The sequence below is a fragment of the Psychroserpens citreus genome, from assembly GCF_055686305.1.
This window is the reverse complement of the sequence record NZ_CM145999.1, coordinates 3467326-3493310: the sequence shown is the minus strand read 5'-3', so window position 1 is coordinate 3493310 and position 25985 is coordinate 3467326. Positions and strand designations below refer to the sequence as shown.

Genomic DNA, 25985 nt, shown 5'->3' with positions numbered 1-25985 from the left:
AAATCATGGATAAATTAACAGAATATAAAAATACCGCAATAGAATCCTTATCTGGAATGTGGCCAGATATAACTAGAGTTCTAATGAATGTTTTTGTGGCTTTAGTTGTGCTATTTATAGGATGGCTCATTGCTAAGATTGTTGTTAGATTAATAAAGAAGGCATTAAAATTAGCTAAAGCCAATAAGCTTGATGACAAGCTTAATGCCATAGAATTTGTAGAAGGCAAAAAGCTAAACTTTGATACTATTAAAATTGTAAGCTCTTTTGTGAAGTGGATGATTTATGTCATGTTGCTCATTATCGTGTCTGATATTTTAGGGCTTCAAATTATATCAGAACAGATTAGTAATTTCTTAGGATACTTACCTCAATTATTTGTAGCGCTAGTCATTTTTACTGCTGGATTGTTATTTGCTAATTTCGTTAAGAAAGGATTGCAATCGTTTTTTGAGTCTATGGACTTGTCTGGCTCTAAGATTATTAGTCAAATTGTTTTCTTACTATTATTGGTATTCATTTCAATAACTGCATTAAATCAAGCTGGAGTTAACACCGATATTATCACAAGCAATTTTACAATGATACTTGCAGCCTTTCTAGTGGCATTTGCATTAGCATTTGGCTTAGGTGCTAAGGATGTAGTTACCGATTTATTAAAAACGTTCTATACCAGAAAAACATTTGAAATTGGTAAGAAAATAGAATTTAAAGGTGAAGTTTATGAAATTGATGCCATTAATAATATTTCTGTGGTACTAAAAAACCTTAATGGCAAAAAAGTAATCATTCCAGTTAAAGATATTGTAGAAAGCCATATTAAGGTTGTAGACTAGACAATCTAGGGTTATAGATTATAATTATGTCAATTACAAGATCTAGTCTACTTTGGTTTTCTATAGTCCCTTCTCATTAAGTTGAGAAGGGATTTTTTGTCCATACCTTAATGTTGCAAAAATAAAGTTTTTTATAAAATGTCATTTAGAATTACAGCAAGTCTAATGGCGGCTTTCTGCATTTGCTGTCTAGCTATGTGTAAATATTTGTAAGAGTAGGAGTTACGTAAGTTTTCGCCTTCCTTAGCAGAATTATAAATAGTTTTAGTGAGTTGATGTGTCTCCGAAACCCAATCTAATACACTTCCTTTTCCTATTGCTTTTATCTCATCATTTGATAAATAATCTGCATTATTTGCTAATTCTGTAAAACTCATTCCGTAAGATTCTATCATTTGAGTATCCCATACCTTATGCATATTGGAGTCTTTAAAATTCCACTGTACATGAAAGTCATTACCACCACGATCATCTTTAAGCCCTATGTGAAATGGCTGGTGTAAATCTCCTATAAGATGAATTAGTAATTTTAGATAGAAGGCTTTGTCGTCATCTGTTGATGTTTTACTAGTAATGATTTCCTTACAATAGGCAATGCCAGTAACTAAGTCGCCATTAGGGTTTTTTTCAGAAGTTGCATAAGTCCCGTCTAGAGGCATATTGATATAATGCCAAGTTTTGTATTTGTCGTAGCGCTTATCAGCTTTAATCTCGTCTGCAAAGGTTGATACAAAAGCTAAAGATTCGTGATGTAGTAACTTCTTTAGTTTACGTTTGGTACTAGCTTTTAAATAGTTATCTGCAATAGAAGCTACAACTCGATGCCCTTTTTTTCCCCATGCCGTAGATTCTTTAGCGTGAATTTGTCCTAGAAAAACGAAGACAATTAACATTAAGAATAGTTGTTTCATTTTAGTCTATTTGCGTTTATTTCGTTTATTATAATTCTTATCTCCTCTAGTTTTTGGTTTTTTATACTTGGCTGCAATTTTAAACTTATAAGAGCCGCCTTTATTTTCTTTTTTATTCTTGTCTTTTTTCTCATGAAACGCAGGTCCAGGAGCATCTTCATCTTGTCTACGTTTTGTAGGATTATTTCGTTCTCTAATTTGAGGCCGTTCTTCTTCAATAAGCTGCTTTGATATTTCAACCTCCTGAGGAAATTCTATCAACTTAATCGACATATTCATATAGGATTCTATGCCTTCAATAGGCTCCTGTTCTTTATCTGTTGAAAAGCTAATGGCCTTACCTTTTTGTTCTGCACGACCTGTTCTACCAATGCGATGCATGTAGTTTTCTGGGTATATAGGAGTGTCGAAATTAATTACATGACTAATATTTTCAATATCTAACCCACGAGCCATCACATCGGTTGCAATTAAAATGCGATGTTCACCAGCTCTAAATTGTTCAATACTGCGTAGTCTGTAGTTTTGCGTTTTATTTGAATGAATGACACAGGATTGACCAGGAAAACGATCTTCTAATTCATTAAATAACCGATCGGCTAATTTTTTAAATGCAACAAAAATTAATACTCTACTGTAGGTCTCGCCATCAAGTAGTAAATGTTCTGTTAAATTTACTTTAGTGTAAAAATTGGCAACATTATAGCGTTGTTGCTCAATATTATGAAGAGGTGTTCCAGAAACTGCGACTGTTACACGTTGAGGTTTGGTAAAGAAATCGGTAATTAATTCATCTACATCTTGGGTCATTGTTGCCGAAAACATAATGTTTTGTCGTCGTTCTGGTAAGATGTCAAAAATATTCAATAATTGATGTCTAAAGCCTAAGTCTAACATCACATCAACCTCATCAATAATGAGTTTTTGGATTGACTTTAATTGCAATACTCGACTTACGGCTAAATCGAATAATCTCCCAGGAGTAGCTACAATAATATCCAAACCTTCTGCAATAGCTTGCTTTTGTGTGTTGATATTTGTGCCGCCATAAACACCTAAAACTCTTACGTTTATATATGCTGCGAGTTTCTCTATTTCATCGACTACTTGAACTACAAGTTCTCGAGTAGGAACTAGAATAAGTACTCTTGGATTATCTTGTGTAGAGTATTTTAAATGTCGTAAAACTGGCAGCATATATGCAAAAGTCTTACCAGTTCCTGTTTGCGCTATCCCTACAACATCTTTTCCAGATGCGACCACATTAAATGCTTGCTCCTGAATAGGTGTTGGGTATTCAAACCCTAAATCATCCAAAGCGTTATATAATGGTGTACTTAGGTTTAAATCCTGAAATGTGGTTTGTTGTTCCATGCTGCAAAGGTAATTTTTTACTTCGGAAAAAACAGACTTGTTAATGACAGCTTTAATTTGCAACTTTGTTATACATAATTATCCTATTGAGACAGCATACTACACAACATATATCTAATCCTGAAAGTTTTAAAGAAAACCTTTTTAATTGGAGCCAGCAATTTGATGAAGTTGTTTGGTTAGATAGTAATAATTATAATGATAATTTTGCTTCCTATGATGCTGTGTTAGCTATTGAAGCTTTTACTGTATTTCAAACAGATTATTATGATGCATTTAATCAATTAAAAGACTATCAGTCAGCTACTAAAGATTGGGTTTTTGGTTACTTGTCTTATGATTTAAAAAATGATGTTGAGCAATTGAAATCGGAGAATTTTGACGGACTTCATTTTCCGGAGTTGTTTTTCTTTCAACCTAAGAAACTCTTCTTTTTAAAAGGAAATACATTAGAAACACACTATTTAAATTTGGTTTCAGATGAATTACAAGAAGACTTAGAATGTATCAATATTGGTGATGATTGCCATTTTCAGCTCAATTCTAATACTACTGATAAACATATCAAAGTAAAGTTGCGTATTCATAAGGGTGAATATTTCAAAAAAGTAAATGATATGTTGTCACACATTCATAGAGGAGATATCTATGAAGCCAATTTTTGCCAGGAATTTTATACTGAAAACACAAGTATTAATCCTTATGATACTTACAATAAATTAAACGCAATATCAAAACCGCCTTTTGCCACGTTTATGAGGATTTATGATAAATATTTAATGTCGGCTTCCCCAGAACGATACATCAAAAAAGTAGGCTTAAAAATCACATCTCAACCTATAAAAGGAACAGCTAAACGGTCAGATAATATTACTGAAGATAACCAATTAAAAGAAGCCCTGTCTCTAGATATAAAAGAGCGCAGTGAAAATGTCATGATTGTAGATTTGGTAAGGAACGATTTATCAAAAACAGCAACTAAAGGAAGTGTGAAAGTTGAAGAATTGTGCAAAGTATATACTTTTGATCAGGTACATCAAATGATTTCTACTGTAACTTCTACTGTTGCACCTGAGACACATCCCGTAGATATTATTAGAACCACATTTCCGATGGGAAGCATGACTGGTGCTCCTAAAATTTCGGCCATGAAAATCATAGAACAGCTCGAAGAAACCAAACGTGGTTTGTATTCTGGAGCGGTTGGGTATTTTTCTCCAGATAACAATTTCGATTTTAATGTTGTGATTCGTAGTATTTTATATAATGAATCCAATCAGTATGTGTCATATTCGGTAGGAGGTGCCATAACTGCAAAAAGTGACCCTTTAAAAGAATATGAAGAGTGCTTAATTAAGGCCAAAGCAATGCGAGAAGTTTTAGAAGGTTAAAGAATTCAATTAAAAGTTTAAAATTAGTCTTTAAAAATTTACCTTTGATTTGGTGCTCGAAAGTTTCAAAACTCATATTACTAATAATTTTCCTTTCTTAACAGAAAGCAAACTCCTAATTGCTATTTCCGGCGGATTAGATAGTGTTGTGCTAACTCATTTATGTCACAAATTAAAACTCGATATTGCTTTGGCGCATTGTAATTTTAATTTGAGAGGTACTGAAAGTGATGCTGATGAAGAGTTTGTGTTGAATTTAGCTGAAACATTAAACTTAGAAGTCTTTATAGAGCATTTTGATACTGAAAATTATGCCATTTCTAAACAATTGTCTACACAAGTAGCTGCTCGTGAGTTGCGTTATGATTGGTTCTTAAATTTAGCTGAAGATTTGGGTTTCGATTATATTTTGACTGCACACCATGCCGATGATAATCTCGAAACATTTTTAATTAATTTATCTCGAGGTACTGGATTGAATGGATTGACAGGAATCCCCGAAATTAATGGTAATGTCATTAGACCGCTGTTACCATTTTCTCGAGCGAAAATTAAAGACTATGCGAATAAAAATCAGATTAAATGGCGTGAAGATAGCAGTAACACCTCTGACAAATACCTTCGAAACAAAATACGTCATCATGTTATTCCAAATTTAAAAGATATCAATTCAGAATTGTTACACAATTTTAAAAAGACCTTATCTCATTTGAGAGATTCGGTAGATATAATAGATGATAGTCTTAATTCTATTTCAAAACGAGCTATTGTAAGTAATAATGAGCAGCAATTAAAGTTTAAAATTTCAGAATTTAAAAGATTTAAAAACCCTAAAGCATATCTGTATGAATTGTTTAAAGATTATGGGTTTACAGAATGGAATGATGTTTTAAATCTATTAGATGCGCAAACAGGTAAGCAAGTGTTTTCAAAAACACATCGTTTAATAAAAGATAGAGAACACCTAATTTTAACCAAATGTTACACAGAGCGCAGTCGAAGTGCTAACGAAGACATAGTTGTAATCAACGCATCAGATAGAAAAGTGAATTCACCAGCAGGAATACTATTGTTTGATGAAGCTGATGCTATTTTCGGGACTCGTAGTAATGTGATTTTTGTAGATAGAGATGTGTTGGTATTCCCACTGCATTTACGTCGATGGCAAAAAGGAGATGCGTTTTATCCCTACGGAATGAAGGGGAAAAAGAAACTCAGTAAGTATTTTAAAGATGAGAAATTGTCATTAGTTGATAAGGAGAATATTTGGTTGTTAATCTCAAATGATACTATAGTATGGGTTATAGGAATGCGTGGTGATGAACGATTTAAGGTAACAGACAAAACATCTAATATTTTAAAAATTGAAGTGCAATAGCGTATGCTTTAGATGGACGCTGAGCGAAGTCGAAGCGCCATAAATCAAAATGATAATTAAATGAAAGTATTACAAGGTCAAATCGTCGATATAAAAAATAGGCGCATTTTTAAAGGAGAGCTTACTATTGAAGACGGAAAAATAACAGATATAAAAGAGGTAAATCATGATGTAGAACATTATATTTTACCAGGCTTTGTAGATGCTCATATTCATATTGAAAGTTCTATGTTAGTGCCTAGTGAGTTTGCGAGATTGGCAGTAAACCATGGTACAGTAGCTACAGTTTCTGATCCTCATGAAATTGCTAATGTTCTCGGAATTGAAGGCGTGCATTTTATGATTGAGAACGGAAAGCAAACGTCATTTAAATTCAATTTTGGAGCACCATCATGTGTGCCTGCTACTGCTTTTGAATCTGCAGGAGCAGTTATTGACTCTCATGGCATACAACAGCTTTTAGCAAATCCAGATATAAAATATTTAGCCGAAATGATGAATTATCCTGGTGTTCTTTTTGATGATAGCGAAGTGCTTAAAAAATTAGAATGGGCTAAACATTATAACAAGCCTATTGATGGTCATGCGCCAGGTGTTATAGGTGATGATATATCAAAATATATTGCTGCAGGAATCTCTACCGATCATGAGTGTTTTACATACGAAGAAGGTTTAGAAAAACTTCAAAAAGGAATGAAGATCTTGATAAGAGAGGGGAGTGCTGCTAAAAACTTTGAAGCTCTTATTGATTTACTTCCAGAACATTTTGAGCATATGATGTTTTGTAGTGATGATAAACATCCAGACGATTTAATAATTGATCACATTAATAAGCTTTGTGCTAGAGCAGTTGCCAAAGGGATTGATGTGTTTAAAGTATTACAGGTTGCTTGTGTGAATCCTGTGAAGCATTATAATCTTGATGTTGGTTTGTTGAATATTGGTGATGCTGCTGATTGTATTGTTGTTAAAGATTTAAAAGATTTTAGAGTTATACAAACCTATATTGATGGTGAGCTAGTAAGTGAACATGGTAAGTCAAGACTTCAATCTGTAGCTTTTGAAAACCTCAATAACTTTAATACTCATAAAAAGGAGGTTTCTGATTTTAGAATACCTTCGGAAGCAAATCAAATACGAGTTATTGAGGCTTTAGAGGGACAATTAATTACAAATGAGCTCATTGAAGATGCTACATTAGACCACGGAAATCTAGTGTCTAATGTAGAGAGAGATATCTTGAAAATGGCGGTTGTTAATAGATATAAAGATGATAAGCCAGCTTTAGCTTTTATTAAAAATTTCGGATTAAAAGAAGGTGCAATTGCATCTTCTGTTGGTCATGATTCACATAACATAATTGCTGTTGGTGTATCTGATGAGATGCTTGCCAAAGCGGTAAATCTTATTATAGAAAACAAAGGAGGAATTTGTGCTGTGTCTCCTAATGAAGCACATATTGTGTCGCTTCCTGTTGCAGGCATTATGAGTGACCAAGATGGAGAAACTATTGGTAAACAATATGCCGAATTAGATAAAATGGCAAAACAATTAGGCAGCACATTGCATGCACCTTATATGACGTTATCATTTATGGCATTGCTTGTCATTCCATCTTTAAAATTGAGTGATAAAGGTCTGTTTGATGGTTCGAATTTTAAGTTTACGACGTTAGAGATAGAATAATTAAAGAAATCTACGCTTCATGCCAATACTAGAATCTTCTTTTAAACCATCTTTTCAATTTCGAAACGGATTTGTGGCTACTGTCTATTCTGGTTTATTTCGAAAAGTAATAGGGGTAGAACAGAAACGTGAGCGCATTGAAACAAGAGACAAAGATTTTTTAGATTTAGATTGGAGTTATACTACTGATAAATCTGATGCCGTAATTATCTTATTACATGGTTTGGAAGGTCATGGGCAACGTCCTTATATCACAGGAGCTGCCAAGCTTTTTAATGAAAATGGCATTGATGCTGTTGCTGTAAATTTTAGAGGTTGTAGTGGTGAAGGTAATCGGTTTTATCATAGTTATCATTCTGGAGCTACTAATGATTTAGATGATGTGGTTAAGCACTGTATTCAGAATAAAAACTATTCGAAAGTATATATCAAAGGCATTAGTTTAGGAGCAAATATTACACTGAAATATTTAGGTGAAGAACGAGACGTTCCTGAGGAGGTGAAATCGGCTATTGCTATTTCTGTTCCAGTGTATTTAACAGGGTCAGCTCGAGAGTTACATACCTTTAAAAACAAAGCTTTTGCGATACGGTTTAGACAACACCTGGTTGATAAATTGAAGGTTAAAATAAAGCAATTCCCCGACAGAATCACCCAAGATGAGATAAATTCTATTAAAACATTGCGGGATTTTGATGAGGTATATACCTCAAAAGCACATGGTTTCAAAGATGCACTAGACTATTATGAGAAATGTAGTAGCCTTCAGTTTTTACCCAATATAAAAATCCCAACACTTATTATCAATGCATTGAACGATTCCTTTTTATCTCATGAATGTTATCCAGTAAAAGAAGCGAAAGCTAATAATAATTTATATCTAGAAATGCCAAAATATGGAGGTCATGTAGGTTTTATTCCAAAAAAGTGAGTTTTATTATAACGAAAAGCGGGCTTTAGAATTCGTTAATGACTTTCATTAATTTATTTTTAACACTTCAGGAAAACCTTCAACAGCAATAGCCCAAAGTTCAGGCAATACAAAATAGACAAAGAGGCTCACAATGATTATAGATATAATATTCATTACAATGCCTTTACTTACCATATCTGGAATACGTAAATAACCTGAACCAAAAACCACTGCATTTGGAGGTGTCGCAACAGGCAACATAAACGCGCAAGATGCAGCAACAGCTGCACCAACCATCAATACAAATGGATGTATATTGACAGTCATTGCCATAGGAGCTAATACAGGTAGTAACATAGCTGTTGTGGCTAAATTGGATGTGATTTCAGTTAAAAAATTTACAGCAGCTACCAAAAGCACAATTAATAGTAATGTAGTCACACCCTGTAATGCGGTCATTTGATTACCAATCCATTGCGCTAATCCGCTAGTTTCAAACCCTTTTGCAAGTGCCATGCCTCCTCCAAAAAGAATAATAATTCCCCAAGGTAATTTAACAGCTTCTTCCCAGTTAATAAGTTGCTCTTTTTTGTTTTTAGCTGGAATTAAAAATAACACAACAGCAAAAAATATTGCTATAATAGTATCATCAAGTGCAGGAAGTATGCCTTTCAATAAAAATGAGCGTGTAATCCAACAAAAGGCTGTAAGCCCAAATATGGATGCTACAACTTTTTCTTCATAACTTATGGTTCCTAGTCTTTTTAGTAACCGTTTTATTTCTTGCTTTCCTCCAGGGAATTCTGTTTGATTAAATGTAAATGCAAATCGTGTGAGATAGTTCCAGCAGATAAAAAGTAGGATAATAGAAATTGGAAAACCAAAAATAAACCATTGGGAAAAAGTGATTTCATAATCATAAAAATCGGAAACTACACCAGCCAGTACTAAATTAGGAGGAGTACCTATTAAGGTGGCTATTCCACCAATAGAGGCACTGTAGGCGATGGCAAGCATTAACGCTTTACCGAAGATTTTATTTTCATTGTCTTTAGTGTTTGGATTGTCTTTGAGTTGTTTAATAATTGCAATACCAATTGGTAGCATCATTACAGACGTTGCGGTATTAGAAATCCACATGGATAAAAAAGCCGTAGCTAACATAAAACCAAGAATAATTCGCCTAACATCACTGCCAATAATATTGATGATGTTTAGTGCAATTCGTTTGTGTAAATTCCATTTCTCTATAGTGATAGCAATTATAAATCCGCCTAAATAGAGAAATACATATTTGTGACCAAAGGCTCCTGTAGTTGTTGTTAAATCTAATCCGCCAGACAACGGGAACAAAATAATAGGCAACAAAGCTGTCACAGCTATTGGAATACATTCAGTAATCCACCAAATCGCAATCCATGCCGTAGAGGCTAAGACAGCATTTGCCTCTGGAGATAAGTCTTCAGGCTTGTAAAACAAAAGGATAAGCGTAAAAAGTGTTGGCCCTAAAACTAAACCAATTCGTTTTGTAATACTCATAAAAATTCTTGATTAGAGCTCATAATATATAATTTAAAATTGTTTTTAGTAATGCAATTTCATCTCTTTTTGGGTTTAAATGATGGATAATACTCATTTTTTTTGTAGATTAGAATCAACTTTCTCCCTATTAAATACACATATTAATTTTATTGACTCAGAAATAATAATTTAAAAAGTCTGTTATGGTGTTTGAACATTTAGGGAAATTCATTTTAAAGTTTCCAACCTTTATCAATAATCTCGTTTCTGCTTTCCAAAAATTTGGAAAATCTTCGTATTTAAGTTTGTTGTTTTTGGGTGCTATTCTATTAATGGTACAAGGTCTTGATCAAGCAAATACACTTTTAGTAGATATGGTTGAAGGTGATAAAACATCACTTATATTATGTTTTGTTGTCATTTCAATGTTTGCTGCTATACTATCTCACTATCCGAGATATATATATTATGCAGAAGATATAAATGATAGTAGAGATGATCATCATTGGTACGCATACAAATGGCTGGGATATCCAATTTTTATTTTCTCTAAAATCAATCAAAAAGATTATAAGCAAGATTATAAAGCTAAATATTTACGACAATGTTTGGGATTAGTTATCTTTATTATATGGCATTATTATATCTATCAAGCCTTTTATCCAAAACTCGTATTTGGTGAAATTGCTGTAGCATTAGTAAAAAGTATATCAGTAATATTATCAATAATTCCTGCTCTTATTCTCATTATATTATTGGATAGGTTTGATTATTATCAGGATAAAATATTCGATGCTGAAAATGTTCTCGATGAGAAAGAAGCCAAGACACAAAAACGAAAATTTTATACAAAAGGAGTAAATGCACTTTTGTTTATGATAGGATTGGTTTTTGTTATGGGATGTATTATTACTTATAGTATAACGTTTAGCTTGTCTGGCTATTGGTTGTTGCAAATATTTACATTCTTACTAGCGATATTGTATATATTATTTAGAGCATTTAGAGTGTATGTTATAGCGGTTCACTTTAAGCTAAATTTTATAAGTGATAGTATAGCTTATTTGCGATTATATTTTGTGTTCTCCGTGTTAATTGTTTTTTTAATGGTGTATAGCAATATAGCTGTAGTTAAAGGGTGGAGTTTATTAAATGCAATGCTTATTCTATTGTGTTATCTCTTTCTCTTTTATTATATCATTGCATGTTTGGTGAAATACTTTTTTATGCTACAGATTTTTAAATCTCAAGAAGAAGATCTAAAAAATCAAGGAATAGCCGATACACGATACTTAAATAATTCTAGAGTGCTTAGTAAAAAGAGAGAGCGTCTCTTGCCTTTAACTAAGCAACGTAAATTTGCCGTTAGACGTCGCAGAATTGCTTCAGTGTTAATATTGCTTTTAGTTGTTTTATGTGCTGTTTCTTTGAAAACCGAAAGCGTCATTCATCAACTAGAGGTTTATCAACCTGATGCAGAGTCTTCAGTCTTGTATATTGATGAATTCAAAGATAAGCTAAGAGAACGTACTGATAAACCTTTGTTTTTTGTTGCAGCCCATGGAGGAGGACTTAAAGCTAATATTTGGACTATGAAAGTATTGAATGAAATTCAAGAACAATCTGAAGGTGAGTTTTTAAACCAAACAGTATCATTTTCTGGTGCTTCTGGCGGTATGATGGGCTTGTCGTTATATTCTGTTTTAGATGGAGAGTATACAAATGACTTTGCTAAGATTTCTAAGAAAATTGATAAGGTAGCCTATGAAAATTTCGCCTCTAAAGATTTGGCTATGATGTTTGGAAGTGATTTTTTAAGAAAGCTTTACCCGTTGAGTAAAATTGGTGCGCATCGTGACCGATCGTATTATTCTATGGTAACCTATCGAAATATTCTAGAGAATGATACCACTCGAACATTAGACTCTTTGTCGTTCAATGCCTATTGGAAATCACATATTTTTAATAACCAAAGAGGATATTTTCCGTCTTTAATTATTAATACAGCTAAAACAAATGGAAAACGTGGTGTGTTTTATTCGGTGAAGTATCCACAAGATTCTACCCTGTTTTATAATTCTGATAACTTATCTCAGTTATACAATGGATCTATAGCTTATTATGAGGCGATGTCGTCTACAAATAGATTTCCTGGATTGAGTCCTGCAGCAAAGATTAAGGGTCATGGACATTATATAGATGCTGGTGCGATTGATAATAGCGGACTTCTTAGTTCTTTAGATTTATATAATTATCTAGAAAAAGATTCGACGCTCAATAAAACGCCAAAAGTCTTTGTTGAAATTATTAATGGTCGTAATAATTATATCTGGCATCTTATTCAGAAATTCAAAATTGAAAAAGGAATTGCTGATTTTCATATTGATGAAATTGAGCAAGATAATATTGTTGCCGATTTAAAAACGGGTCTAAATTTAGATAAGATTCCAAATTACCTAGCCGATTTTTTAGTTGATAGAGGAAAGAGCCCAAAAATCACTTATATACCTATTTATTTACCATTTCAGATTGAATTGAAAGAAGTAGAAGGTTTCTTAGGAGGTAAACTTACAGATACTGGCCAAAAGGATGTATTAAAAGCTTTTCTTGACCGTGAGAATGCTAAGGTTAAAAAAGAAATTAATGATAACGAAAGCGTTTGGAAAACTTATGAACCTACATTAGCAAGACATTTGAGTAAAAGCACAATAACATATTATGATAGAGTGATTCAGAGTAAATTAATCACAGATCAAATTAAAGAAATTCAGGCACTACTCGAAGAATAGTTATAGAATATTATCTATATTTGAGTAAATATTCTATATATGCTCAAAAAAGTTTTTGGTAGTGCAGTTTTTGGTGTTGAGGCTACTACGATTACAATAGAAGTTAATGTCGATTCAGGAATTGGTTACCATCTTGTTGGTTTACCAGATAATGCCATTAAAGAAAGTAACTTTAGAATAGCTGCTGCTCTTCAGAATAATGGTTATAAAATTCCTGGTAAAAAAATCATTATTAACATGTCTCCTGCCGATTTACGTAAAGAAGGATCTGCTTACGATTTAACGCTTGCTATAGGAATTCTTATTGCAACCAAGCAAATTAAAGCTAATACTATTGAGAAATATCTTATTATGGGCGAATTATCTCTTGACGGAAATTTGCAGCCCATTAAAGGGGCTCTGCCAATTGCAGTTAAGGCTAGGGAAGAAGGTTTTAGAGGTTTTATTCTGCCTAAACAAAATGCCAAAGAAGCTGCTATTGTTGACGGATTAGAAGTTTATGGTGTTGATACTATTAAACAAGTCATTGACTATTTCGATACCTCAACGCCATTAAAGCCTACTGTAATTAATACACGTGAAGAATTTAACAAAAGTCTCAATTGTCCTGAGTTTGATTTTGCCGATGTAAAAGGACAAGAGAGTATTAAACGCTGTATGGAAATTGCTGCTGCTGGTGGTCATAATATTATTTTAATTGGACCGCCTGGAGCTGGTAAAACGATGCTGGCAAAACGATTGCCTAGTATTTTGCCACCTATGACATTAAATGAGGCCTTGGAAACAACTAAGATTCATTCGGTGGTTGGACGTGTAAAAGCACATACAGGATTAATGGTGCATCGACCATTTAGGAGTCCACATCATACCATATCTAACGTTGCTTTAGTTGGAGGTGGAAGTTACCCACAACCAGGAGAAATCTCCCTATCTCACAATGGTGTATTGTTTTTAGATGAATTGCCAGAATTTAAGCGAGAAGTTTTAGAAGTGATGCGTCAACCTCTCGAAGATAGAGAAGTGACAATTTCTAGGGCAAAATTTACCGTTACTTATCCATCATCATTTATGTTAGTTGCAAGCATGAATCCGAGTCCTGGAGGTTATTTTAATGATCCTAATGCGCCTGTAACATCATCACCAGCTGAAATGCAACGCTATTTAAGTAAGGTGTCTGGGCCTTTATTAGATCGTATCGATATACATATTGAAGTCACACCAGTACCTTTTGATAAACTGTCTGATGATCGTAAAGGAGAATCTTCAGTTGAAATTAGAGCACGAGTAACCAAAGCTAGAGAACGGCAAACGAAACGTTTTGAACTTTCAAAAAATGTTCACTATAATGCTCAAATGACCACAAAACAGATTGCAAAGTTTTGCAAGCTAGATAAAGCCTCGTTAGATTTGTTGAAATCCGCCATGGAGCAATTAAATTTATCAGCAAGAGCTTATGATCGTATTTTGAAAGTATCTAGAACCATTGCCGATTTAGAAGGTGCGGCAAACATTTCAGGCACTCATATTTCCGAAGCTATTCAATACCGAAGTATGGATCGTGAAGGTTGGTTAGGATAATTTTTTCACTAAAGATTGCAACCTTTTACTTTTTTTTCATCTTATTAATAAACAATAATCATGAAAACTAAAATTTTATCCTTAGCTCTAATCGTATTTGTCTGTCTACAACTCATAAATTGTAATAGCGATAATGATTTTGATGCACTCGTAGATCCAGTTAGTGTGACTATTCCAGTAATAAAGTCTAAATCTGAAATTAGAAATTCAATTGAAATTTCTGCAGCTAGGTCAACAAATTCGGATGGTAAAATATATGTTTATGAGGATTTGCTATTTTATATAGCGCAAAATTCTGGTATTCATATATTTAATAATGAAAACCCTGAGAATCCCATAAATATGTCATTTATTGAATTAGAAGGTGTTCATGATATTTCAATCAAAAATGGCATTCTATATGCTGATAATTTTATGGATTTGGTGGTGTTTGATATTAGTAATTTGTCAAGTATACAACTTGTTAATATAGAAGAAGATATGTTGTCATACTATGCAGGTTTTCCTGAAGATATTTTGTATTATCATTCTGGTATAAACCCTACAAACGAGAATGAGTTTATTGCAGAATATATAACTATCGATATGGAGCGGGTAGAAGTTGAGAATAATACTGATATTTATGACTTGAACTCAGAAATATTTATTGATTTTTTAGATACTGCAATAGCAAATAATATTGGTGTAGGAGGCTCTTATGCTAAATTTCAAATTCTAAATGATGCTTTGTATACTATAGATGATTATATGTTATATACCTATGATATTACAGACTACAATTCGATTTCTTTAGTATCAGAGACGTGGATGGAAGGTTGGTTTGGTGGTGAGTTGGAAACCACATTTATTCTAAAAGATAATTTGTTTATTGGTGCCACTAACGGGATGCATATCGTTGGTTTGCAAGATGAATTTAATCCAGTGTATACATCCTCATTTTTACATGCAACAGGTTGTGATCCAGTTGTGGCTGAAGAATCTACTGCTTATATAACTGTGCGAGGAGGTAATACTTGTGGTGCAATTGAGGATCAAATTAATGTGATTGATATTTCTAATATTAGTACGCCAGTAGAGTATTCAACATATTTTTTAACTAATCCATATGGTTTGGGAGTTAAAGATCAAGTGTTATTTGTGTGTAATGATGAAGGTATAAATGTGTTTGATGCTCAAAACCCAAATAACTTAGTGTTAGAAAATATCTATGAATCTAACTCTAAAGATGTTATCCCGTTGTCATCACATTTAATTACTGTGGGAGAAAATATGATTCAGCAATATAATTATGTGGGTGATTTTGGATTAGAACTTGTTAGTACGATTCAATTTTAAAGCGTATTAGTTTCAAAATTTAAAAATCTTTTCTTTTTGAATTTTAATATTATCAGTAGTTATACATAGATATTTATAAATTTAATTATAATTAATAAACATTATAGCTTAGGGTTAATTTGGATAAAGAACTACGAATACTCATACAAAAATGTGTTGAGCATGATAAGGAAGGGCAGCGTGAATTGTATACGCTGCTTTCTCCAGTATTATATGGTATTTGTTTAAAATATATGAAGAATAGATCTGAAGCCGATGATGTGTTTCAAGATGCATTTATTATTCTATTCCAAAAAATTAATCAATATAAATTCGATGGAAGTTTTGAAGGCTGGGCTAAGCGTATTTTCGTAAATCAAGCTTTACAGGTCTTACGAAAAAAACAGCACCAGCTATACATTCCAATTGAGAATGCTAATCTTAGCAATCATATAGACGATAAATCAAATGAGTTTGGTATTGTCTTGTCTCAAGAGAAGTTATTAAGACATATACAGCAATTACCAGATAATTATAGGATGATTTTCAACTTGTATGTTTTTGAAGGTTATAGCCATATAGAAATTGCAAGGAAGTTAAAAATGGCAACTGGAACTTCGAAGTCATTATTAAGTCGAGCTAAAAATATACTGAGAACAAAAATTAACGAGGAATTAAACAAAAAAGTGTCATGAAGAAGGATCGTATTGAGGAGGTGTATGGTGATTTAGAAGCGTTCTCTAAAGAGCCTCCTAAGGAATTGTGGGATAACATAGAAGCTAGACTTCATCCAAAAAAGAAAAAAAGAAGAGTATTGTTTCTTTGGGGGTCTGCTGCTGCTGTATTAGTGATGCTATTTGGTTATATGATTATAAATTCGTCTGCAATTAATAGTAAATCTATAAATGAGATCACAGATATTGAACAATCTGAAAATGATAATATTATAAATGAATCAAAAGAGAAGACTAATACAATAAATGAAAATATAAATATTAGTCAGACGAGTAGAGATTCATTAGAAGAAGATAAAGATATTATAAAGGAATCACTAAAGAAGGAAGGTAGTCTACAGCAATTAACAGAAAGACATGGAAAACAGGATTATAAAAGACAAACAAAGAATAACAGAAGCAGTACTCACAAAAAAATAGCAGAAAAAGAAGATCGTCAAAATTATAATAAAAGCTATGCCCAAAATAAATTAAAGCAACAGGTTGACAACGTTAATAATCAAGATAGTTTAGATTTTAAGGGGAAGACTAAAAAGATAATTACATATCAAGAAGAAACATTGATTGCAAGTAATGATTCGATCTCTAAGACTGAAGATGACACTCTGTTAGGTTTGTCAGAAGAGCTTATGGCAGAAAATGTGGCAATTAATGATAGTATTAACACGAATGTAGTTGCAAATTCTAAATGGTTTGTAGAGGTGTTAGGAGGCTTATCTAATACTGCTTCTAATGCATCTATTGAAGGTACAGATATAAATACAACCTCTCAAAATGGCTTTGTGTATGCTTTTAAGATTGGGTATTCGATATCAGATAGAGTAACTGTAAAATCTGGTGTTGGTAAGAATGTGTTAGGTCAAGAAATTAATAATATCCAGTATGCTATTTCAAACGACACTTCTTCAGATGTTGATTCTCAGGGTATTGTAAGTGATCAATCTGTAGTTTTGTTTGTGTCTCAAGACCCAGTTACTGATATCTCTTCTTTTGAAAATGGTATTAATGAAGGAACTTTTCAGCAACAGTTTGATTATATTCAGGTACCAATAGAGATATCGTATAATTTACTTAGAGAGCAAAAATATAATATATCATTAGGCGTTGGTGGAAATATAAATTTTTTAACAGACAATAAAGCATTTTTAGATAATGAACAAATAGGTGAAACTTTAGGTGTTAATTCAACAATTTTTGGAGCAACTATAAATTCTAATATTTCATATGAGTTAGCAAAAAAAATGACGTTGTTTTTAGAACCAAGTTATAATTATTTTGACAAGCCTATAGATAATAAGAACCAAACATTTAATAACACGCAATTAAGAGTATTGTTTGGATTGCGATATAAATTATAAAGTAAAAATCCATACGAGGATACGATTTATGGTATCAACTGAAAAAATCCTTGGAGTAGTATTTTAATGTTAGGTATTAAGAATTTTGATAAGGCTAGCATTTCTGAAATTATTTGTAATGTAGAGAGTTAATGATGGTTGAAGCATAGTACTGTTCATAATGTTTATGAATGTATGAGCTTAAAAGTTCCAGAAAAGTTCATTTTAATTGTATTTTTACTTGACTAACCTAATACAATTATTGATGAAATTTTATACCACGTTAATTATGCTCATATTGTTTCTGAGTTGTAATTCTTCGGAAAAAAAACCTGCTGAAACTTCAGAGACTTCAGTGGTAATAGAGCAAGCAAAAGTGCCAGAGATTGATATTATACAAGCCAATCGTCTCGCACAATTGCCAATTCATTGTATCCAAACCGAATATCCAAATAAGTTAAATCAGACGATTGGAAGTAATGCCGATTTACAATCACCACAGGTATTGCATCCTGCATTTTATGGTTGTTTTGATTGGCATTCGGCAGTTCATGGTCATTGGAGTTTAGTGAGTTTATTAAAGCAATTTCCAGATCTAGAAGTTGCAGATCAAGCAAAACAAATGCTATTAGAGAATATGTCTCAATCTAATATGGAAATTGAAGTTCAGTATTTCTATGGAAAATATAACAAAAGCTATGAACGTACCTATGGTTGGGCTTGGTTGCTTAAACTGGCTGAAGAATTGCATACTTGGGATGATCCGGTTGCGAGATCATTAGAAGCTAATCTCCAGCCTTTGACTAATCTAATTGTTGAAAAATACTTAGAGTTTCTTCCAAAATTAAATTATCCTATTCGAGTAGGAGAACATCCTAATACAGCTTTTGGCTTGTCTTTTGCCTACGACTATGCTAAAACTGTTGGGCATAAAGAGCTGTTAGCGCTGATAGAGCAACGCGCCATAGATTTTTATAGAAATGATGAAGGTTGTCCGCTCGCTTGGGAACCAAGTGGCTTTGATTTTTTATCACCTTGTTTTGAAGAAGCAGCGTTGATGAAGCGTGTGTTGTCAAAAGAAGAATTTAGAACTTGGCTCAGCGCATTTTTACCTCAGTTGAAAGATGAGAGTTTTTCAATTGATACTGGAAAAGTTAGTGATCGTACTGATGGTAAATTGGTGCATCTTGATGGGGTTAATTTTTCAAGAGCTTGGAGTTTAAATGAAATAGCAAGAGACCTCCCAGAATACAGTCATCTCAATAATATAGCTAATTTGCATATTAATTATTCGCTGCCAAGTATTGTTGGCGATAGTTATGAAGGTGGTCATTGGTTAGGAAGTTTTGCAATATATGCTTTAAATTCTGTTACTCGTGATTAAAAACTGGTTTAAAAATATTGGTCCAGGACCATTAGTAGCAGCTGCTTTTATTGGACCAGGTACGGTTACAGTGTGCACGCTTGCTGGTGTGAATTTTGGGTTTTCTCTTTTATGGGCAATGCTTTTGTCTATTGTAGCGACTATCGTTTTACAAGAAATGTCGGCGAGAATAGGAATCATATCTCAAAAAGGATTGTCTGAAGTGATTAGATCAGAAATTTCAGATCCATTATATCGTACTTTAACTGTTATATTAATTCTATCTGCAATTGTTATTGGTAACGCGGCATATGAAGCAGGAAATATAAGCGGAAGTGTTTTAGGCTTAGAAACTATCTTAGGAAACGGAATTCTCGATTTAGGTGTTTTTAAATTGAATTTGTGGAGTCTTTTAATTGGTTCTATTGCTTTTGTGTTATTGTATATCGGGAATTATAAGGTACTTGAAAAAGCATTAATTTCATTAGTAGTCATAATGAGTATAGCATTTTTAATTACAGCAGTAATGACCAAGCCAGACATGTCTCAGGTGTTTAAGGGTTTGTTTGCACCAAGTTTTTCGGATGATAATATTCTTACTATTATTGCTTTAGTAGGAACCACTGTTGTGCCTTATAATTTGTTTCTACATGCCTCGCTAGTTAAAGAGAAATGGAAAAATAAATCCGATTTAAAATACGCAAGAAAAGATACAATTATAGCCGTAGTCTTAGGAGGTTTGGTATCGATGTGTATTATTATATCTGCTGCCGCTATTAAGTCTGCTGAAGTAAGTAATGCTGCAGATTTAGCAAAAGGATTAGAGCCTTTATTTGGGAATTATGCGTCTTATTTTTTATCTCTCGGACTTTTTGCTGCTGGAATTACTAGTGCAATTACGGCACCTCTGGCAGCAGCATATGTTGCTTCTGGTTGTTTGGGTTGGTCTTCAGATATGAAATCTAAACGTTTCAAGCTAGTGTGGATATTTATACTTGGTCTAGGTGTCTTGTTTTCTATAATCGGATTTAAATCTATTGAAATAATAAAATTTGCTCAGGTTGCTAATGGATTACTACTTCCTGTAATAGCCGGTTTTTTACTATGGATAATGAACAAATCCTCTATTCTTGGTAAATATAAAAACACAACTATTCAAAATGCTCTTGGATTTATTATCTTCGGAATAGCATTGTTTTTGGGTGTTAAAAGTGTTTTGAAGGTGTTTAATTTACTGTAGAAAATGATTACTATAGATATTAACTGTGATTTAGGAGAAGGATTAGGTAACGAATCCCTGCTAATGCCATTAATTTCGTCATGTAATGTTGCTTGCGGTGGTCATGCTGGAACTAAAGATACTATGGCTGCTGTTGTAATGATGGCGAAAGCATATAGTGTTAAAGTTGGCGCGCATCCATCTTTTCCTGATAAAGAAAATTTTGGAAGAAAAAGATTGCATATGAACCCCGAAACTTTGTTTGATAGCATTTATGAACAAGTATGTAATCTAAAAATTGTACTAGATCATAAGGATATGGCGTTACATCATATCAAGCCGCATGGTGCATTGTATAATTTGGCTGCTATAGATAAAAAAACAGCGCACATCATCATTGAAGCTACTAAACAGTTTGGGGATGGCATCTTTTTGTATGTGCCTTATCGGTCTATGATAGCAAAAATAGCTCAGAAAGAAGGTGTAAAAATTAAATATGAAGCTTTTGCAGATCGAAATTATAATGAGGATTTAACTTTGGTGCCTCGACATGAAAATGATGCATTAATTCAGGACTCTAAATCGATGTTTCAACATGTTTTTAAAATGATTTCTGAAGGTAAAGTACGCACTAAAAATGGAGTAGAAGTAATGCTGAAATCGGATACATTTTGCGTACATGGTGATGGAGAGAATGTTGTTGAAAATCTACGAGATTTAATTGCTCAATTAAAGGATAATAATATTGGAATTTTATAGCTAAATTTATTGAAGTTTGAACTTACATATCGACGCTTTTCAGAGCGCTCCATTTTAATAGAATGGCCTTCTATAATTAATAAAAACATCCTCAAAGATATTATCAATTTTAAAAATTGCATTCTAAACTCAAATATTAAATCAATAGTTCAAGTAAATAATGCATACAACTCGATATTAGTTATTTATGAGTTTGCTATTGATGAAATCAATGATGAAATATTATTGCTCAAAACGCAATATGCTAATCAAGTTAATATATCTAACCATACTTTGAAACGTTGGAAAATCCCAGTATGTTATAATGATGAATTCGCTTTAGATTTGCATGAGATTTCTAAAGAAAAAAAGCTTTTAAAACAAGATGTAATTACTTTGCATTCTGAAACAATATATACTGTTTTTTTTATAGGTTTTTTGCCTGGATTTTTATACTTAGGGGGATTAGATAAACGCTTGCAAGTTTCGAGGAAAAAAAGCCCAAGGTCTTATGTAAAAAAAGGTGCTGTTGCTATTGGCGGACAGCAAACAGGAATATATCCAAATGCAAGTCCTGGAGGTTGGAATATTATTGGAAATTCCCCCATAGAATTCTTTAATCCAGATAAACCGTTTCCATGTTTTGCTAAAAGTGGAGATCAAATCCAATTTGTTCCTATATCAATGTCTAATTACAATGCGATTTTTGCACAAGTAAGAAAAGGAGTCTATAAAATAGAAAGTGAGGTGATAGATGGTTGAGGTTTTAAAAGCAGGTTTATATGATTCGATTCATGATTTAGGGCGTCATGCTGTTCAGGAATATGGTGTTCCATACTCCGGTGTTATGGATAGGTTTTCTACAATTAAGGCAAACGCTCTATTAGGTAATCATGATAATGCTGCCGTTTTGGAATGCACAGTAAGTGGTCCAAAGCTTAGATTTGACACTCAAACCCAAATTTGTATTACTGGAGCGACTATGAATGCGAGGTTAAATGGTGTTTTTATAAAAAATGATAGGGTCATTGATATTAACTCTAATGATGTTTTAAGTTTTGGAACTTTAGAGAAAGGTTGTAGAATGTACATTGCAGTGGTTGGTGGATTTTTAACTGAAGAAAAAATGGGAAGTCGTAGTATGTATCAAGGAATAACATCTAATTTCAAGGTGAAAAAAGGAGATATACTTCCGGTTAATGTTAATTATAAAAAACATGAGCCTTCATTTTCATCTATTAAATTCCCTGAAGATTATAGTGAAGATCATAACATTCAAGTGCTTGAAGGCCCAGAATTTAATTTGCTGAATGAAGAGAATCAGAGTCTATTATTTGAGCAAGAGCTTACAATTGCTAATGATAGTAATCGTATGGCTTATCAATTTGAAGAGCGGTTTATTAATGATATGAAGCCAATCATTACGTCATTAGTATTACCAGGAACTGTTCAATTAACACCTTCGGGTCAATTGATAGCCCTAATGAGAGATTGTCAAATTACAGGAGGATATCCAAGAGTTCTTCAACTAACAGAGATGTCTATAAATACAATGTCACAAAAGTTTTTTGGTGATAAGATTCGGTTGAAACGCATAAAAGAGTAAGAAAAACCTCGAAAATTAACATAAATAGTGGTTTTGTAATGAGATTTTATATACATTACGTTGCAATTAATTCAAAACTAACCAAATTATGAAAAAATTAGGACCAATTATTTTAGGGATTATCATTGGCGCTATTGCCATGTATTTTTATTTTCATAATAATAAACATGTTGACAGTATGAGTAACACAACAACACCGGCAGGTATTATTTCGCCAGGAGAAATCGAAACATTAACTAAGGCTTATGATGTAAGATATCAAGCCATTAACGATGCTATTTTTAGAGGCGTTGAAAGTGGCGATAATCGATCGTCATGGTATTCACTTGAAGATTTGAGAAGTTTTCTCGAATTAGCAGAGAAACAGGCTTCGGAATTAGGGTATACCATGAATGGTGTTAGATTATATCCAGGAGCTCATCCTGCATTGAAAGAACGTCCAGGCTATTCTACGTTTTTATTTGTGCCTACAGGTTATGAAAACACTTCACAGGGAGGAATGATGAAGTCGATGCAACCGTCTAATAATGATATTCCAGGAGCAAATGGATTTGATAGAGGAGAGCATGGTGATCCACCAAGTGCAAATTATCCACAATAATGAAAAATTTTGAATGAATTTTTATATGAACATCGCTCTTTAATTGGTAAGTTATTTGAAGCCACTGCAGCAATTTCTGGAAGTTGGTATTTGAAAAAAACGAAGAACGTACAACTTAAAGTTTTTGTTTATTATTTATGGTTGACTGTTTTAGTTGAAACCTTGGGAGTCTATAAATCATTTTTGCAAAATAATTATGATTATAACTGGTTTATAGCGTGGAAAAATAGTGTGTTCTGTCAAAATCATTGGCTGTACAACATATATTCTTTTTTGGCTATAGGTTTATTAGGTATCTTTTATTCAGATTTAATAAGTAATAAATCTTTTAAATTAATTATTAGAGGTATTGTATTTATTTATAGTGTTTTTTCTATATGGTATTATACATTTACAGATGCCTTTTTTGTCATGGGGCTGCCCTATGACTTCATTCTAGCATCTATAATTGTATTTATTTATGTGATGTTATATTTTATTGAACTAATGAATAGTGAGTTTATTCTTCAGTATTATAAACTGCCATCGTTTTATATCAGTGTAGCATTATTGTTATGGCATTTATGTGCTACACCTTTGTTTATCTATAATAGCTATTTTAGGATTTTTAACACAGAATTTGTTAGTTTTAGAACCTTACTGTTATTATATATTAATATATTCACCTATTCATGCATTGCATTCGGCTTTTGGTATTCGCTCAAGAAGCGCAGACAATAAATCAAGAAGAAATTGCCTTAATTGGCTATGTCATCTTTGCGGTCTTATTTCTGGCAATTATGGTCATATTCTTTTTTGTGACCTTTCAAAAGCGAAAAAATAAACTTTTATTAGATCAAGTTGAGCAACAAAAAGCCTTTGATGAAGAGATCTCCAGAACACAAACCGAAATTCAAGAACAAACCTTAAAACATATCGGTTGGGAGTTACATGATAATGTAGGGCAGCTTTTAGCTTATGCAAGTATGCAGCTTAATATGCTCGGAACAAAGGTGCCTGAAGATATAAAAGGAAAAGTATCCGAAACATCAGACATTGTAAAAGAAAGCCTTAAAGAGGTAAGGTCATTATCAAAATCATTAAATAATGATGTGATTCTAAATATTGGTTTTGAACATTCTATTACTAATGAACTCAATCGCTTAAAGCGTATGAAGTTTACATCTGCCGAATTGCATATTAGTGGAGATAAGCGTGAATTTAAAGATAAAAAGCATGAGATTATCATATTTAGAATTTTGCAGGAATTCTTTTCTAATGCTGTGAAATATTCTGAAGCAGATCATCTTAAAGTGAATTTAAATTATAAGCTAGAAGCTTTAATCATAACCGCTTCAGATGATGGTATTGGATTTGATATGTCTTCAGTTAAAAAAGGGTCTGGTCTTGTTAATATGAAAAGTAGGGCAGAACTAATTGGTGCTAAATTTACTATCACGTCTCAACCAAATGAAGGCGTTAGTATTACTATAAATTATCCGTTTTAGCTTTCACAAGCTAGCCACAATGAGTTATTTGGCAGAGTAGCAGTTACATCAATAGGCTCTTTAGAAACGGGATGTTCAAATTGTAATCGTCTTGCATGTAAATTAATACTAGCATCTTTATTACTTCTGTCAAAACCATATTTTAAATCTCCTTTTATGGGAGAGCCAATATGTGATAACTGACATCTAATTTGGTGATGTCGTCCAGTTTCTAATGTAATCTCCAAGAGACTATAATTGTCTAAAGACTTAATTGTCTTATAATGTAAAATTGCTTTCTTACTGTCCTTGACTTCTTTTAGGTAAGCGGTTGATTTATTGTTTTTTGTGTTTTTTTTCAACCAATTAATCAAAGTGTCTTCAGATTTTTGTGGTTGTTTTTTGACAATGGCCCAATACGTTTTATTTGCTTTTTTGTCAGCAAATAGCTTATTAAGTCTTGGTAAGGCCTTACTGGTTTTTGAAAATAAAACAATTCCAGTTGTTGGCCTATCCAAGCGATGTACAACTCCTAAGTAAACATTACCTGGTTTATTATATTTATCTTTGAGGTAGGCCTTGACAACATCACTTAAAGGCATATCACCAGTGCGATCACCTTGAACAATGTCACCAGCACGTTTATTGATGATGATAACGTGATTATCTTCATAAAGAACTTGAAGATTATTTTTATTAGACACTATTTTCTTTACATGAGACATCAGATCCTTGTATATGTAGTTATGATGTCTTTATGCTGTGGAAATGTCTCAATTAGAGCACCTCTGGTGGCTAATGTGAAATCTTTAAAATCGAATCCAGGCGCTACAGTACAACCTAATAATGCATAACTGTTAGGTTTTGAGACCTTTGCAGCAAACCAATAGTGTTTTGGAACTACAAACTGAAGTACTTGACCCTGAGCTATATCATTTCCAATATATACTTTAGAATGGATTCCTTCTTCTGAAATCATGTGTAACTCAATAGCATCTCCTAAATAGAAATGCCACATTTCGTCTTGGTTTATTTTATGAAACGCAGAGAAATCTTCCGATTTAAGTAAATAATATATGCCAGTTGAATAGTTGCGTTCAGTTTTAAAAGTGCTTGGTAAACAGGATGTTGAAATTATTCCTTCGCTTCGGTATGTTTCTTTAAAATAACCACCTTCAGGATGAGGTAAAAGTTCTAAAGTTTTAATTAAGATCTCTAAAGAACTCATCT

Annotated in this window: 23 protein-coding genes; 18 read left to right on the top strand and 5 right to left on the bottom strand. The window is 32.8% G+C overall.

The annotated features are described in order from the left end of the window. The first annotated feature begins 5 nt into the window (after positions 1–5). Entirely contained in the window at positions 6–836 is an 831-nt protein-coding gene (locus tag ACTU6T_RS15615; protein ID WP_460219132.1) for a mechanosensitive ion channel family protein, read from the top strand. Positions 837–967: 131 nt separating this feature from the next. Here the strand turns inward: ACTU6T_RS15615 and ACTU6T_RS15610 are convergent, their stop codons facing one another. Continuing rightward, on the bottom strand, positions 968–1747 hold the full coding sequence (locus ACTU6T_RS15610; RefSeq protein ID WP_460219131.1) for a S1/P1 nuclease: 780 nt from the start codon (positions 1745–1747) through the stop codon (positions 968–970). Positions 1748–1753: 6 nt separating this feature from the next. After that, a complete protein-coding gene (locus tag ACTU6T_RS15605) occupies positions 1754–3121 on the bottom strand; it encodes a DEAD/DEAH box helicase (protein WP_460219130.1) in 1368 nt (455 codons plus the stop codon). Between the two features lie 86 nt (positions 3122–3207). On the opposite strand from ACTU6T_RS15605, the gene ACTU6T_RS15600 reads away from it, so the two are divergent. Genes ACTU6T_RS15600 through ACTU6T_RS15585 form a run of 4 tightly spaced genes read left to right on the top strand, consistent with a single transcriptional unit; the run spans position 3208 to position 8507 of the window. Continuing rightward, positions 3208–4512: an anthranilate synthase component I family protein gene (locus ACTU6T_RS15600; protein ID WP_460219129.1), complete on the top strand. Its 1305-nt coding sequence runs from the start codon at positions 3208–3210 to the stop codon at positions 4510–4512. A gap of 52 nt (positions 4513–4564) precedes the next feature. Continuing rightward, positions 4565–5890 carry a tRNA lysidine(34) synthetase TilS gene (gene tilS / locus ACTU6T_RS15595; protein ID WP_460219128.1) on the top strand — a complete coding sequence of 442 codons (1326 nt, stop codon included), beginning with the start codon at positions 4565–4567 and terminating at the stop codon, positions 5888–5890. Positions 5891–5950: 60 nt separating this feature from the next. Further along, positions 5951–7576 carry an adenine deaminase gene (ade, locus tag ACTU6T_RS15590; RefSeq protein ID WP_460219127.1) on the top strand — a complete coding sequence of 542 codons (1626 nt, stop codon included), beginning with the start codon at positions 5951–5953 and terminating at the stop codon, positions 7574–7576. Positions 7577–7595: 19 nt separating this feature from the next. After that, positions 7596–8507, top strand: a complete 912-nt coding sequence (locus ACTU6T_RS15585; RefSeq protein WP_460219126.1) for a YheT family hydrolase — start codon at positions 7596–7598, stop codon at positions 8505–8507. Between the two features lie 48 nt (positions 8508–8555). Here ACTU6T_RS15585 and ACTU6T_RS15580 read toward each other — a convergent pair whose 3' ends face one another. Further along, positions 8556–10028 (bottom strand): SLC13 family permease, encoded by a 1473-nt coding sequence (locus ACTU6T_RS15580; RefSeq protein WP_460219125.1) that lies wholly within the window; start codon positions 10026–10028, stop codon positions 8556–8558. Positions 10029–10213: 185 nt separating this feature from the next. Here ACTU6T_RS15580 and ACTU6T_RS15575 point away from each other — a divergent pair, with 185 nt between their 5' ends. The 13 genes from ACTU6T_RS15575 to ACTU6T_RS15515 all read left to right on the top strand — a co-directional run bounded on the left by ACTU6T_RS15575 (position 10214) and on the right by ACTU6T_RS15515 (position 24776). After that, the gene (locus tag ACTU6T_RS15575; protein ID WP_460219124.1) at positions 10214–12799 is read left to right on the top strand and encodes a hypothetical protein; all 2586 of its coding nucleotides are present in this window, start codon (positions 10214–10216) and stop codon (positions 12797–12799) included. Between the two features lie 39 nt (positions 12800–12838). Beyond that, positions 12839–14377, top strand: coding sequence for a YifB family Mg chelatase-like AAA ATPase (locus ACTU6T_RS15570; protein ID WP_460219123.1), 1539 nt, complete (start codon positions 12839–12841; stop codon positions 14375–14377). A gap of 60 nt (positions 14378–14437) precedes the next feature. Beyond that, positions 14438–15712: an LVIVD repeat-containing protein gene (locus ACTU6T_RS15565; protein ID WP_460219122.1), complete on the top strand. Its 1275-nt coding sequence runs from the start codon at positions 14438–14440 to the stop codon at positions 15710–15712. Positions 15713–15831: 119 nt separating this feature from the next. After that, entirely contained in the window at positions 15832–16386 is a 555-nt protein-coding gene (locus ACTU6T_RS15560) for an RNA polymerase sigma factor (protein WP_460219121.1), read from the top strand. After that, complete coding sequence (locus tag ACTU6T_RS15555; RefSeq protein WP_460219120.1) at positions 16383–17783, top strand: hypothetical protein; 1401 nt, start codon at positions 16383–16385, stop codon at positions 17781–17783. The genes ACTU6T_RS15560 and ACTU6T_RS15555 overlap by 4 nt, the downstream gene beginning before the upstream one ends. A 244-nt stretch (positions 17784–18027) precedes the next feature. Then, entirely contained in the window at positions 18028–19146 is a 1119-nt protein-coding gene (locus ACTU6T_RS15550) for a DUF2891 domain-containing protein (RefSeq protein ID WP_460219119.1), read from the top strand. After that, the gene (locus tag ACTU6T_RS15545; protein WP_460219118.1) at positions 19139–20365 is read left to right on the top strand and encodes an Nramp family divalent metal transporter; all 1227 of its coding nucleotides are present in this window, start codon (positions 19139–19141) and stop codon (positions 20363–20365) included. The genes ACTU6T_RS15550 and ACTU6T_RS15545 overlap by 8 nt, the downstream gene beginning before the upstream one ends. Before the next feature lie 3 nt (positions 20366–20368). Beyond that, complete coding sequence (pxpA, locus tag ACTU6T_RS15540) at positions 20369–21103, top strand: 5-oxoprolinase subunit PxpA (protein WP_460219117.1); 735 nt, start codon at positions 20369–20371, stop codon at positions 21101–21103. Positions 21104–21112: 9 nt separating this feature from the next. Beyond that, the gene (gene pxpB / locus ACTU6T_RS15535) at positions 21113–21844 is read left to right on the top strand and encodes a 5-oxoprolinase subunit PxpB (protein ID WP_460219116.1); all 732 of its coding nucleotides are present in this window, start codon (positions 21113–21115) and stop codon (positions 21842–21844) included. Continuing rightward, positions 21837–22688, top strand: coding sequence for a 5-oxoprolinase subunit C family protein (locus ACTU6T_RS15530; RefSeq protein WP_460219115.1), 852 nt, complete (start codon positions 21837–21839; stop codon positions 22686–22688). The genes pxpB and ACTU6T_RS15530 overlap by 8 nt, the downstream gene beginning before the upstream one ends. 88 nt (positions 22689–22776) lie before the next feature. After that, positions 22777–23289 carry a hypothetical protein gene (locus tag ACTU6T_RS15525; RefSeq protein ID WP_460219114.1) on the top strand — a complete coding sequence of 171 codons (513 nt, stop codon included), beginning with the start codon at positions 22777–22779 and terminating at the stop codon, positions 23287–23289. Between the two features lie 9 nt (positions 23290–23298). After that, positions 23299–24009 carry a hypothetical protein gene (locus tag ACTU6T_RS15520; protein WP_460219113.1) on the top strand — a complete coding sequence of 237 codons (711 nt, stop codon included), beginning with the start codon at positions 23299–23301 and terminating at the stop codon, positions 24007–24009. Continuing rightward, complete coding sequence (locus tag ACTU6T_RS15515; RefSeq protein WP_460219112.1) at positions 23961–24776, top strand: sensor histidine kinase; 816 nt, start codon at positions 23961–23963, stop codon at positions 24774–24776. The genes ACTU6T_RS15520 and ACTU6T_RS15515 overlap by 49 nt, the downstream gene beginning before the upstream one ends. Here the strand turns inward: ACTU6T_RS15515 and ACTU6T_RS15510 are convergent. Beyond that, complete coding sequence (locus ACTU6T_RS15510; RefSeq protein ID WP_460219111.1) at positions 24773–25480, bottom strand: RluA family pseudouridine synthase; 708 nt, start codon at positions 25478–25480, stop codon at positions 24773–24775. The two genes, ACTU6T_RS15515 and ACTU6T_RS15510, sit on opposite strands and share 4 nt — an antisense overlap. Further along, a complete protein-coding gene (locus ACTU6T_RS15505; RefSeq protein ID WP_460219110.1) occupies positions 25480–25983 on the bottom strand; it encodes a cupin domain-containing protein in 504 nt (167 codons plus the stop codon). Before ACTU6T_RS15505 ends, ACTU6T_RS15510 begins: the two co-directional genes overlap by 1 nt. Positions 25984–25985 lie beyond the last annotated feature (2 nt).

Excerpts from the sequence above, each read along its gene's own strand:
- ACTU6T_RS15615 (WP_460219132.1), top strand. The coding sequence starts at position 6 with ATGGATAAATTAACAGAATATAAAAATACCGCAATAGAATCCTTATCT.
- ACTU6T_RS15610 (WP_460219131.1), bottom strand. The coding sequence starts at position 1,747 with ATGAAACAACTATTCTTAATGTTAATTGTCTTCGTTTTTCTAGGACAA.
- ACTU6T_RS15605 (WP_460219130.1), bottom strand. The coding sequence starts at position 3,121 with ATGGAACAACAAACCACATTTCAGGATTTAAACCTAAGTACACCATTA.
- ade (WP_460219127.1), top strand. The coding sequence starts at position 5,951 with ATGAAAGTATTACAAGGTCAAATCGTCGATATAAAAAATAGGCGCATT.
- ACTU6T_RS15585 (WP_460219126.1), top strand. The coding sequence starts at position 7,596 with ATGCCAATACTAGAATCTTCTTTTAAACCATCTTTTCAATTTCGAAAC.
- ACTU6T_RS15580 (WP_460219125.1), bottom strand. The coding sequence starts at position 10,028 with ATGAGTATTACAAAACGAATTGGTTTAGTTTTAGGGCCAACACTTTTT.
- ACTU6T_RS15575 (WP_460219124.1), top strand. The coding sequence starts at position 10,214 with ATGGTGTTTGAACATTTAGGGAAATTCATTTTAAAGTTTCCAACCTTT.
- ACTU6T_RS15570 (WP_460219123.1), top strand. The coding sequence starts at position 12,839 with ATGCTCAAAAAAGTTTTTGGTAGTGCAGTTTTTGGTGTTGAGGCTACT.
- ACTU6T_RS15565 (WP_460219122.1), top strand. The coding sequence starts at position 14,438 with ATGAAAACTAAAATTTTATCCTTAGCTCTAATCGTATTTGTCTGTCTA.
- ACTU6T_RS15555 (WP_460219120.1), top strand. The coding sequence starts at position 16,383 with ATGAAGAAGGATCGTATTGAGGAGGTGTATGGTGATTTAGAAGCGTTC.
- ACTU6T_RS15550 (WP_460219119.1), top strand. The coding sequence starts at position 18,028 with ATGAAATTTTATACCACGTTAATTATGCTCATATTGTTTCTGAGTTGT.
- pxpA (WP_460219117.1), top strand. The coding sequence starts at position 20,369 with ATGATTACTATAGATATTAACTGTGATTTAGGAGAAGGATTAGGTAAC.
- ACTU6T_RS15530 (WP_460219115.1), top strand. The coding sequence starts at position 21,837 with ATGGTTGAGGTTTTAAAAGCAGGTTTATATGATTCGATTCATGATTTA.
- ACTU6T_RS15525 (WP_460219114.1), top strand. The coding sequence starts at position 22,777 with ATGAAAAAATTAGGACCAATTATTTTAGGGATTATCATTGGCGCTATT.
- ACTU6T_RS15515 (WP_460219112.1), top strand. The coding sequence starts at position 23,961 with ATGCATTGCATTCGGCTTTTGGTATTCGCTCAAGAAGCGCAGACAATA.
- ACTU6T_RS15510 (WP_460219111.1), bottom strand. The coding sequence starts at position 25,480 with ATGTCTCATGTAAAGAAAATAGTGTCTAATAAAAATAATCTTCAAGTT.
- ACTU6T_RS15505 (WP_460219110.1), bottom strand. The coding sequence starts at position 25,983 with ATGAGTTCTTTAGAGATCTTAATTAAAACTTTAGAACTTTTACCTCAT.